The 11,243-nt window shown below is 32.9% G+C and carries 11 protein-coding genes; 2 read left to right on the top strand and 9 right to left on the bottom strand.

Features of this window, described 5'->3' with window-relative positions; translation table 11 throughout:
• Together HALSAC_RS15800 and HALSAC_RS0111230 are read right to left on the bottom strand one after the other, a co-directional pair.
• Positions 1-226 (bottom strand): helix-turn-helix domain-containing protein (locus HALSAC_RS15800; RefSeq protein WP_035571805.1); only part of this gene is annotated, 226 nt, incomplete at its 3' end.
• A 191-nt stretch (positions 227-417) separates the two neighbouring features.
• Entirely contained in the window at positions 418-3,144 is a 2,727-nt protein-coding gene (locus tag HALSAC_RS0111230) for a calcium-transporting P-type ATPase, PMR1-type (protein ID WP_027340340.1), read from the bottom strand.
• A gap of 176 nt (positions 3,145-3,320) precedes the next feature.
• Between HALSAC_RS0111230 and HALSAC_RS0111225 the strand changes: the two genes are divergently transcribed.
• Positions 3,321-5,090 carry an Rqc2 family fibronectin-binding protein gene (locus tag HALSAC_RS0111225; protein WP_245579467.1) on the top strand — a complete coding sequence of 590 codons (1,770 nt, stop codon included), beginning with the start codon at positions 3,321-3,323 and terminating at the stop codon, positions 5,088-5,090.
• A 22-nt stretch (positions 5,091-5,112) separates the two neighbouring features.
• Here HALSAC_RS0111225 and HALSAC_RS0111220 read toward each other — a convergent pair whose 3' ends face one another.
• The 3 genes from HALSAC_RS0111220 to HALSAC_RS17125 all read right to left on the bottom strand — a co-directional run bounded on the left by HALSAC_RS0111220 (position 5,113) and on the right by HALSAC_RS17125 (position 7,894).
• Positions 5,113-5,991 carry a GNAT family N-acetyltransferase gene (locus tag HALSAC_RS0111220; RefSeq protein WP_027340338.1) on the bottom strand — a complete coding sequence of 293 codons (879 nt, stop codon included), beginning with the start codon at positions 5,989-5,991 and terminating at the stop codon, positions 5,113-5,115.
• 172 nt (positions 5,992-6,163) lie between these two features.
• Complete coding sequence (locus tag HALSAC_RS0111215) at positions 6,164-7,486, bottom strand: HD-GYP domain-containing protein (protein WP_027340337.1); 1,323 nt, start codon at positions 7,484-7,486, stop codon at positions 6,164-6,166.
• 171 nt (positions 7,487-7,657) lie between these two features.
• The gene (locus HALSAC_RS17125) at positions 7,658-7,894 is read right to left on the bottom strand and encodes a phosphoribosyltransferase family protein (RefSeq protein ID WP_281172356.1); all 237 of its coding nucleotides are present in this window, start codon (positions 7,892-7,894) and stop codon (positions 7,658-7,660) included.
• Between HALSAC_RS17125 and HALSAC_RS17765 the strand changes: the two genes are divergently transcribed.
• Positions 7,886-8,113 carry a transposase gene (locus HALSAC_RS17765; RefSeq protein ID WP_084804481.1) on the top strand — a complete coding sequence of 76 codons (228 nt, stop codon included), beginning with the start codon at positions 7,886-7,888 and terminating at the stop codon, positions 8,111-8,113. The genes HALSAC_RS17125 and HALSAC_RS17765 overlap by 9 nt on opposite strands.
• Before the next feature lie 120 nt (positions 8,114-8,233).
• On the opposite strand, the gene HALSAC_RS17120 is transcribed toward HALSAC_RS17765, so the two are convergent.
• The 4 genes from HALSAC_RS17120 to HALSAC_RS0111185 all read right to left on the bottom strand — a co-directional run.
• Positions 8,234-8,380, bottom strand: a complete 147-nt coding sequence (locus HALSAC_RS17120; protein WP_156924182.1) for a transposase — start codon at positions 8,378-8,380, stop codon at positions 8,234-8,236.
• Positions 8,380-8,505, bottom strand: coding sequence for a hypothetical protein (locus HALSAC_RS17690; protein WP_281172352.1), 126 nt, complete (start codon positions 8,503-8,505; stop codon positions 8,380-8,382). The genes HALSAC_RS17120 and HALSAC_RS17690 overlap by 1 nt, the downstream gene beginning before the upstream one ends.
• Positions 8,506-8,982: 477 nt before the next feature.
• Positions 8,983-10,737: a S8 family serine peptidase gene (locus HALSAC_RS16590; RefSeq protein ID WP_051412196.1), complete on the bottom strand. Its 1,755-nt coding sequence runs from the start codon at positions 10,735-10,737 to the stop codon at positions 8,983-8,985.
• A 119-nt stretch (positions 10,738-10,856) separates the two neighbouring features.
• On the bottom strand, positions 10,857-11,243 hold a 387-nt coding region (locus HALSAC_RS0111185), incomplete at its 5' end, for an IS30 family transposase (RefSeq protein WP_027340336.1).

Here is an 11,243-nt window from a genome sequence, read left to right as displayed (position 1 = left end):
CCTTTAATGCATCATATTCTATTCTAATTGTATAGTCCCAATTTAATAGCTCTATTTTGCCTTTTTTAACCTCTCTGCTTATTGTAGTTCTATGTCTACCTAACTCTTGTGCAATCTCTTTGGGAGACTTGTTTTGTTGATTATACAAGTGTTCTATTACTTTTCTATCTTCCCATTTTAAGTGTTCACCTTTGTTCTCATTTGTGTTATAATTATCTTGGCACATATCAATACCTCACTTTATGTTATTTGTGGTTATTTAACATTATATATGAGGTATTCATATGTGTCATTTATTTTTTGCACTATCCGTGCATTTAATTATACAATGTTCCTATATATTTTATTATAACCAAAATCAAGTTAATTATACTTATATTTAAAATCAAACAAAACAAATCAGATAGGCTTGCAAGCCTATCTGATTTGCCCCTCAGTTTTATTATTAAATGATATCTTTTTTTCAAATAAATTAACTAACAACTGAAGAGTTTCTATTATCAAAGTAGATCCTCCTGCTACTAAAATGATAAAAGACCACTCCCCTTTATTTAATAATGTAGTCTTAAATATATTTTGAAATAAAGGGAAATAAAGAATCATAATGTGCATTATAAAAGAAAATAATACTGCTATCAACAAATATATGTTACTAAAAGGATTAATAGCAAATAAACTATACTCTTCAGAACGGCAACTAAATACAAAAAATAATTGGGCCATAACTAAATTGGTAAAAGCCATAGTTCTAGCTACCTCTACTGAATTACTAAATCTTAAACCAAATAAAAACACCATCAGTGTCCCTAACCCTATCAAAATTCCCTGACCTAATATCTTTAAATGAAGTTTGTTAGCAAATATGTTTTCCTCTTTTCCTCTAGGTCTCTTTTTCATTATATCGTCATCGGCAGGATCGACTCCTAGGGCCAATGCCGGAAGACCATCAGTAACTAAATTCACCCATAGTATCTGAATTGGAATCAAAGGTAGTGGAAGACCCAACAAAGAAGCTAAAAACATCGTCAATACCTCCCCAACATTACAAGACAATAAATATCTGATAAACTTCCTTATATTATCATATATGCCTCTCCCCTCTTCTACTGCTGCAACTATAGTGGCGAAATTATCATCAGCTAAAATTAAATCAGAAGCCTCTTTAGTAACATCAGTACCCTTCTCTCCCATAGAAATCCCTATGTCAGCTTCTTTAATAGCCGGAGCATCATTAACACCATCTCCGGTCATAGCAACTACTTCTCCCTTCTTCCTCAATAGACTTACTATTCTGATCTTATCCTGAGGAGAAACGCGAGCAAAAACCGAGATATTATCGATATCCCTCTCAAGTTCTTCATTACTTAAGCCTGATAACTCTTTTCCAGTTATAACTCTATCTCCTCTTTCAAGGAGTTTTAAATCCTTAGCTATAGCAGTAGCAGTGTTCTTATGATCCCCTGTTACCATCTTTGGTTTAATACCAGCCCTTTTACAATTAGCAATAGCTTCATATACCTCTGGTCTTGGTGGATCTATCATACCCATCAAACCAACAAATACAATATCCTTCTCATAAGTCTCCAACTTATTTTTTCTAGGCTTTTCTTTTAGTACCCTATAACCAAAGGCCAAGACCCTAAGAGCTTGATCTGCTAACTTCTCATTCTCTTTAAGAACCCTTCTCTTCTCTTCTTTAGTAAACCTTTTAACCCTTCCATCCTTTAAATGTCCTGTACACCTTTCTAATAATATATCAGGAGCACCTTTAATATATAATTTATACTTCCCACTCTTCCTTAAGATCAAAGACATTCTTTTTCTAGTTGAATCAAAAGGAATTTCCAGCTCTTCAGATGAACCTTTTATTAATTCACCCCTATCTATACCAGCTTTTTGGGCCGCTACAAGCAAAGCAACCTCTGTTGGATCACCGATACCTTTAACCTTATTCTTCTCTTCTAAAATTGGGTCTTTCACACGCTTTAATTTAGCTGCTTCTTTCTTAATCTGAGCATTATTACAGATCGCACCTATCTCTAAAATATCCTTTAAATCCTTATTATCTAATGAATCCACTTGGCAATCATATAATTCACCTTTAGTATAAATCTTCTTAACTGTCATCTCATTTTTAGTTAAGGTTCCTGTCTTATCTGAACAGATCACCGTTGCACAACCCAAAGTTTCAACAGCAGGCAACTTTCTAACTATGGCATTTCTCTTTATCATCCTTTGTACCCCAATTGCTAAAGACAACGTTACAATAGCAGGTAATCCTTCTGGAATGGCAGCTACAGCAAGACTTACTCCTGCCAAGAACATCTTATATATAGGCTCTCCTCTAATAACACCGAGTATAACCACAGATAAGCAGGCTAAAAAACAGATTAAAATAATCCATCCACCTAAATCTTTTAACCTTTTTTGTAGTGGAGTCTTAGCTTCATCGCTTTCTTGTAACAAAGATGCAATCTGTCCCATCTCAGTATCTACTCCAGTTTTAATTACAACTGCCCTTCCTCTACCTTTAGTAATAACAGTCCCCATATGAACTGTGTTAGTCCTGTCACCTACTGCAATCTCTATTTTAGAGTTTAAAACAGAATTATCCTTTGCTATAGGTAAAGACTCACCAGTAAGAGAAGATTCATTTGCCTCTAAATCACTACTTTTAATTACCCTAGCATCTGCTGGAACTTTGTCACCTGATTCAATCAGTATTATATCACCTGGAACTAACTCTTCAGATAATACCTCTACAATAGAACCACCTCTTAAAACCTTGGCCTTTGGTGCTGATAATTTCTTTAAAGCCTCCAAAGACTTCTCAGCTCTGTATTCCTGAACAAAGCCCATTATTGCATTTAATACAACTATAATCAAAATAGCAATTGCATCAGCATACTCTCCAAGAAAACCTGAAATAATCACCGCAGCGATTAAGACCAAGACCATAAAATCTTTAAATTGATCTAGTAATAAAGATAAAGCAGACTTTTTATTCTTCTCAGGCAACTGATTTCTCCCATGCTCTTCTAATCTATCTTCACTCTCTTTCTTGGCTAACCCCTTATTAAAATCTGTTTCTAGTTTATTTTCTAAATCTTCTAAGGATAAATTATAGAACCTATCTTCCGACATTGACATCCCCCTTTCATTAAATGGACTTTTACTATAACTATCATTATTCAAGTCAAATAACAATAATAACTCTATTTTTGAATAAAATAACCTGAACGACTAATTAATTTGAAAGTTATAGTTAATCCTATTGAAATAAAGAAGATGAAATGTTAAGATTTAAATTAAGAATACATATGAAGGAGTTGTTATTTATGGGTTTAGACGGAATTACACTGGCAGCTATTAGAAGTGAACTTGAAGATAAATTGATTGGTGGTAGAGTCGATAAGATATATCAACCCAAATCTGAATTACTCACAATAAGGGTTAGACAACCTGGTGAAAACCTAAATCTATTACTCTCTGCCAACCCACAAGGACCTAGGGTACATTTAACTAACGAAAGCTTTGATAACCCAGCACAACCCCCTGCTTTTTGTATGCTACTTCGAAAGCATCTACAAAGTGGTCGGATTAGAAAAGTTGAACAACCTAATTTCGAAAGAATATTAAATATAGTTATACAATATAAAGATGAACAAGGTCAATTAATAGATAAAAACCTAGTAATTGAATTAATGGGACGACACAGTAATGTAATCCTAGTTGACCATAAAAATAAAATATTAGATAGTATAAAGAGAGTAACCGATAAGATGAGCCGACAAAGAGAAGTATTACCTAACAAAACTTACTCTCCGCCTCCTGAACAAGGAAAGAAGAACCCATTAAATCATACCGCTCAAGAATTTAAGACACTTTTAGAGGAACACTTTGACTCACAGTCCTATAAAGCAATAATGAATAGTTATCGAGGGATTGGCCCGTTAATGGCTAAGGAGATTAGCTACAGGGCCAACATAGACCCTTATGATAAAATAACTTCCCCACAAGATATAGAAGCACTCTATAAACCTTTTAGTCTTATCTTTAATAATATTATTAATAATAAATTCAATCCAACAATCGTAATGAAAGGAGAAGAATTTAAAAACTTCTCTTCATTAGAACTAAAACAATTTGACTTAGAGACTAAAGAATTCTCATCAATTAGTAAACTAATGGATCTATACTATAAAGAAAAGATACTCAGAAAGAAAAAACAAAAGTTAACTGAAAAGATGCTTAGCGTAATCTCTTCTAACAAGAAGAAAGCATATAAAAAATATAGAAAAGTAAACGGTCAACTAAAAGGAGCACTGAGTTCAGATAAATACAAGCTCAAAGGCGAATTAATTACAGCAAACATATATAGGTTAAAAGAAGGTGACACTCAAGCTACTTTAGAAAATTATTATGATAACAACAAAAAAATAAAGATAAAATTAGATCCTAGATTAACACCTGCTGAAAATGCCCAGCGTTACTTTAAAAAATATGAAAAAGCCAAAAGAAGTATTAAGCATCTAAAAAATCAAGTAAGGAAAGGTAAAAATGAAATCAATTATTTAAAACAACTAGAGCTAAGCATTGAACATAGCCAAGAACTTGATGATCTAATAGAAATTTATGAAGAACTTATAGATGAAGGTTATATCAAAAAACAGAAAAAAGGGAGTAAGAAGCAAGATAGAAAACTACTCCCTCTAACTTTCAAATCAAGCGATGGATATCAGATATTAGTGGGCAGAAATAACAAACAAAACGATCACTTAACAAAGAAGGTAGCTAATGACGGTGACACCTGGCTTCACGTCAAAGATATCCCTGGTTCACATACAATCATTAGAAATCATACAAGAGATGAAATACCAGATTCAACACTTCTTGAAGCTGCTCAAATTGCAGCATATTATAGTAAGGGACGAGAATCTAGTAAAGTTCCTGTAGATTATACTCTAACTAAATATGTCAATAAACCTAAAGGGGCAAAACCTGGTATGGTCTATTATGACAATCATAAAACTCTATATGTAGAACCTAAAGAAGAACTAATTAAATCTTTAAAAAATAAAAAAGCTTAGAAGGAATTCCTTCTAAGCTTTTTTAAGTAAAGTCCATCTTCATCTCTAATCTTTTTTCTTCTTCGACCTCCCAAAAATCAGGAGATCCTATTTTTTTCCAAATGTCACTCTTAATATTTATATTCAAAACATCAATTCCTTTATCTAAAGCTAAATTAGAAGAATAGGTAAGTAATTCCCTAATCAAATCTACATCTGCTACACTCCCTTTAGGCAAGTATATGTATAACGAATCTCCATCAACCAAAGTTACTGCTTTAATATTCTCGATTTTTACTAAATGAACATAAGGTCCTTTATAATTTAACAACCCTTCTTCAGCAGTTTTAAAAGCCTTTAACCAAATATAATCTCTGGCCCAGGGACAACCAACAACCATCTCTAAATCTTTAGGCTTCTCCTTAGACCCCAACTCTTCAATAAACTTAACTTTAGTATCTCCTTTACCTACGATTTTAACATCTAATTGAGGATTTTCACCAACCTCTTTTAATCCAACCTTCTTATATAAACCCTTAGATTTATTTGTATCAGGCCAAGTAATACAACTTTGATAACCTAAATTTTTCATAACAATTACTGAATAACGTACTAATTCTATACCAAATTTCCTCCTCCTATAATCATCATGTATCTCTAATTTCAATAAATATACAGAGTCTTCTTTTGATTTAGGAAGTATAATTTCAGTATGGCCTATTATTTCATCATTTAATACTGCAACAAAAACCTTACCTTTAGCCTCTTTAACCAAATTAAACCTAAATCTATTTAATTCTTCATTAGACCACCACAGATTAGAATCAGACCCTTCATACATTTCATATATACTCAATATATCATCTTTAGTAGCTTCCCTCAATAATACCCTTCCCTCATTAACATAAACAAATTGTTGCATCCTTTCAACCCTCCTTTTTAAAATAAAAAGTTATAGGTTACTACCTATAACTTTGAATCATTAATATTAATTCAACAGACAATCATCTCTTTCATATACTTTGGAAAAATTATGCTCAACCTTCCCCAATTATATTATATACAAACCACCTAAAAAGTATACCTATTATTAATCATCTCATCTTTCTCCAGAAAAAATCATACTCCTTAGCCTTATTCATTTGAGTTTCATTTCTAACTTCATTGATACACTTATAATTATCCTTTAATACCAAAGCTACTTCTCTATCCAAAGCGGAATCCTTTGCCATATCATCAACAATCTTTAACGCCCTATCTTTATTCATACCTTTCCTATAAGGACGATCTTCAGTAATAGCCGTAAAGACATCAGCAACTGCCATAATTCTAGACCCTAATGGTATATCATCTATATCACTTTTAAAAGGATACCCCTTCCCATCAATTCTCTCATGATGCAAAGAAGCCCAAATCTTAATCTCTTCTAATCCTTGAACCCTATCAAGTATCTGATAAGTATAAAAAGGGTGCTTTTTTATAATATTAAATTCCTCTTTAGTTAATTTAGCATCTTTATTTAAAATTTCTGGCGGAACGGCCAATTTTCCCAAATCATGAAGATAACCTGCAATCTTAATCTTATGACAATCAAAGTCAGACATACCCATCAATGAAGCTAAAGCTTCTGCACTAACGGCTACACCACTAGAATGAGTGGCAGTAAAACGGCTTCTAAAGTCTATTATCTGACTAAAAAACTTTGCTAAACTTAATAAAGTTTCCCTGTTTAACTCAATATTTGAACCATCAATCCTCTTTTTTAAATTTCTAATTATCGTTGGTGAGACTATATTAAACCAAAAAGATTCTCTTTTAGCCAAATTAATAAAAGCATCTACAACTTCAGGAACAAATAGTTTCCCACTTTCTGCAAGAATCTTTTTACAAATTTTCTCACTTTGATTAATAACCTCTTTATCTCTATTAATTAATATATCAACCGCATCAGCAAGATGTAAGATATGACTACCTATTGGAACTTCTTCCCCTTTAAATGTAGCACCTTCTCCCCCATCCCAAGGAATATGATGATAACGAACTAAAGAAGCCAATTTATTAAAAGGGCTAAACTGCTTAATCAACTGATACCCTAATTCAGAATGACTAACAGATCCTATATACTCATAACTAGGGTAAGAATCAAAGACTTCAACCTCATTCCAAATATCTTGAGATATTTTCCAATTAAAAGAATCTATCCTTTCACTTAATGAAAAGGCTCCTGCATCATGCAAAGCACCTGAAATTATTATGCTTTTTTCTTCTTCCTTTGTCATTCCGTATTCTGAAGCTATACTTGCAGCTATGTAAGCAACCCTTTTATGGTGACCTGCTAAATATGGACTCAATAGATCCATTGCATCAGATAAGCACATTACCATATCAAACAGAGGAACCTTTAACTCTTCACTCATTTGCTAGCTCCCTTCCAATCGCCCTAGTCTTGAATTGATTATTATATTTATTTATAGGTTAAATAATTAATATTTTTAATCTGCTATAATAGTTCTTCAAAACAAAGAAAACTCCTGCAAATTATATCGAAAAAATCAAATTCAATAATTGAAGTCGGTATCTTCTTTTGGCTAAATATCTCTACTACTTGGTTTTGTAATCTCTAAACCTTTTTTACACATTGGACACTCTTTAGGATCATAAGCAACTACATCTACATTCAGCATAGCTTTAGTTGGGACACCAAAGTCAACCTTACCACTACTCCTATCAACTAAAATAGCTACCCCTACCATTTCTGCTCCTTCTCTATCTAAAACTTCTAATACTTCTCTAATAGGTTTACCAGTAGTTAATACATCATCTATATAAATTTAATTAAAATTTTTCGTTTTACTACTATAATATTATTAAAATACATTGAAAGGATTCATCATACTAAATTATTAAAAGAATTTTTAGAAGAAAACACTAATAGATTAAAGCTTGTTTTTCTACCACCATATAGCCCTAACTTGAATTTAATAGAGCCATTATGGAAATGGTTGAAAGAAAAAGTGGTTTACAATTTTTTTATTCATCTTTAAAACAAATCAGAGAAAATGCAAAACTTTTCTTTGACCAAATAGCTAAAAATCCACAAGAAGTTATTTATCGATTATGTTGTAAATTTTGATTCTTAATTTCACGAAAATCATTAATGGTATTTATATATATAACTGATTGGATACTGCATTCTCAGCAGTTCCAAATAATTTAGTTGCATTTAAATTCTGCTTTATAAAACGGAAAAAAGTTTCTATTTTCCAACTCTCTTTATATGCATCAGCGATATCTTCTGCTGAAACAGTCATTATATTGGTGCATCATATTTTATAGCTATTGTTTCTTCTATTTGTACAGGTTGATTATTATCAACATCTAAAGAAACGTGTAATTTTACCCTTGAACGTTTACCGTGAAATTTAGCCCATTTCAAACGACCTTCTCCTACTGTAATAGTTGTGGAGCCAATAACTAGAATATCTTTAGGAAGATTTAATGATCGTCTAGTTTTTCTATTACACTTTTCTAAAAGTAAGTGAAAGAGTTTTTTAAATAGTTCATAAGGAACTGCTAGCCTTCTTAGAAAAAGTCGAGTAATCTACTTTTTCTAATTTAAAATCTGATGCAGATCGTTCACCTTCACGAAAGCTATCCCACTGATTAACAGAGGCGGCAACAAAGTATTTTTAATAATTCATATATAGTAAATTTCCTTGCAGTATCTTTATACCCGATTAACTCAGCAAACTCTATTAATTCTTCTGGAGTTAAAAAAACTTGTGTTATATCCATAATTCTGCTATTGTTATTCATAAGGGCACCTCTTTATAGTATTTGTGGTGGAATACTATTTTAACATAAAAGATCAACCTCTCAATTAGAAAGGCTGATCTTTTATAATTCATCATTCTTATTTAGAAATCTCTTTTACCACGCTCTTATCTACAGTATACTCATCTGCAATACTTTCCAAATCTTCTAAATCTGTATCACTAACACTTGCTATCGAAATATTTTCAGCAGATGATGAATTCAACCCTACTACTCTCCATTGTTGATTACTACTACTATTCCAGCTATACTGTCTAATCTCATTTGAACCTGTCATTCCATATAATACAAACCCTGTTTCTCTATTTTGAATAGCATAAAAACCATTATTTAAATCAACTATTCTCCATTGCTGATGCTCATTACCTTGGTATTGGCGTTCTACAACTACAGAACCTTCTAAAACAGTATTTATGTCTAAAACTCTATCGCTTTCTTGATTTTGAATAGCATAAAAACCATTGTTTAAGTTATGAATGCGCCATTGCTGAGAATCTCTTCCTTGCCAATTTGCCTCACGGATAAACACATTAGTTCTAAACCAACTTCTTTCTACTATTCTTGAAACTACATTATTACTACGACGATTCTGCATAGCATAGATTGTTGGTTCTGGCTCTGGTTCTGGCTCTGGTTCTGCTAAATTTCTAGCTGCTCTTACTGCTTCCTTAGCATCTACAATACCATAACCAAATTTATTGCTAGGACCAGCAGGTTGAGCAGTATCTCGCAAGATATTTCTTGCTTCTGCTGTACTAAGGTCTAAATTGACTGCTCTCATTAACCCTGCTACTCCTGCAACATGAGGCGTTGCCATAGAAGTCCCTGATAAATATGCATAACTTCTACTAGTTGTAGGATGAGTACTATAAATATTTACTCCTGGCGCCATAATCTCTAGACCATCACCATAATTTGAGAAGTTAGCCCTTCTTCTATTAGAATCTACCGCTCCAACTGCAATTGCATCTGTATAAGCTGCTGGATAAGAAATAGAACCTCTACCATCATTTCCAGTAGCGGCTACAACAATTGTACCACTTTGCATTGCTGCTCTAATAGCATTATTGGTCCCTCGTAAAAATCCACCTCCACCAAGAGACATGTTAATTACATCTGCCCCTACATTTGTAGCATAGACTATACCTTGTTGAATACCATAAGAAGATCCCCTACCTCTATCTCCAAGCACCTTTACATCGATAAGGTTAGCAGTTTTCATAACACCAGATACACTACCATAACTAGCAATTGTACCTGCAACATGGGTACCATGACCTTGGATATCCCCAATTCCATCACCTGTGAAATCTCGGCCCAAGCTACGGTCTACAATATCCCTTAAATTAGGATGATTAGCATCGATTCCAGTATCTAAAACTGCAACCTTTACATTTCTTGAACCATCAGTGATATTATTCCAAACTTGTGGGGCATTAATCATCTCGTAATGCCACCTTTGGCTTCTGTGCATATTAGCACTGATCTCCTCTTCGTCTTCAGTTATAGGATCAACATTAATTACATAGTTAGGCTCTATATCTTTCACATCTAAACCTTGTTCCTTTAAATAACTCTCCAAGCCTTCCTTCGCTTCTTCATAAGAGCTATAATCATCCTCTGAATAACCTATAAGGTAAACAAAGCCCATCTCTTCTATAACATTAGCTTTAACTTCATTACTTAAAGCCCCAATCTCTCCTTCTTTCTCGCTACCAAGAAGAGAGTCTAGAACCGCAAAATCACTCTCCTCTATAATAGCCTTTTGAACTGCTACTGTATCCCCGGTGCTTTGAATAGAAAATCCATTGGGCTCACCTAGAGAAACTATCAATTCACCTGGTTCATATAAACTTAATCCTTCTGGATTATTTGAGTCATCAGAAAAATTGAAAATTGCAATATAAAATGCACAGCCTTTATGGAAAAAAACACCTCATATGATGTGTTTATTTATGCTACATTTAAACCTATTTCAAATATATTATTAGAACTTTTAAAACCAAACATCTTCCTAGGATAATTATTAATCCATTTTTCAATTCTTTTAATTTGATTTCTACTAAGATTCTTAAAGCTACTTCCTTTTGGCAAAAACCTTCTAATCATTTTATTTAAGTTCTCATTACTCCCTCTTTGCCAAGAAGAGTAAGCATCAGCATAATATTGCTTTGTCCTTGGAATTTTACTTCCTGTAAAAGAAGTCTCTATTCCTGTATAGTTATAAAATTCTTTCCCATTATCAGTTGTAATAGTCTTGAACAATTCTCTAAACTTCTTTACTCCTATTCTTCTTTCTATTCGATCCAGACCTCTTATTACAGCTTCCTGCGTCTTATT

Source organism: Halonatronum saccharophilum DSM 13868 (assembly GCF_000517025.1).
In the GTDB taxonomy this organism is placed as follows: Bacteria; Bacillota; Halanaerobiia; order Halobacteroidales; family Halobacteroidaceae; genus Halonatronum; species Halonatronum saccharophilum.
Note: the sequence above shows the minus strand (reverse complement) of the source record. Positions and strands in the feature narration are given on the sequence as shown.